The 242-nt window shown below is 58.7% G+C and carries 1 protein-coding gene and 1 pseudogene; both read right to left on the bottom strand.

Annotated elements, in window-relative coordinates; all coding sequences use genetic code 11:
- Window positions 1-81, bottom strand: a pseudogene (locus ACPYOJ_RS36395) (flagellar basal-body rod protein FlgG); the annotation flags it as partial.
- Window positions 78-242: flagellar hook-basal body complex protein FliE (gene fliE, locus ACPYOJ_RS36400; protein ID WP_481420542.1), on the bottom strand; the 165-nt coding region annotated here is incomplete at its 5' end. The pseudogene ACPYOJ_RS36395 and the gene fliE, both read right to left, overlap by 4 nt.

The raw sequence follows: 242 nt of genomic DNA on the forward strand, positions 1-242 counted from the left end.
GTTCGCGATACTGTTCGCGATCACTTCGAGACTCGTCTGTTGGGCGTCCATGCCCGTAGCCGCAATGGCGAGCGCTCTCATCGGTGCGTCCTTAAATCGAGGTACATCTGCATCTTAGTGACATCGAGGAAGGCCGAGACGACCCTGTCACGGACTGCGATTGCGGTTTGAAGCTTCTGTTGGGCCTGCAGCATGGAGTCGACCACCTCGCGGGTGTTCGCCGTGCCCTTGATGCCTGCGAA

It is taken from the genome of Rhizobium sp. SVR5-9E (genome assembly GCF_056755095.1).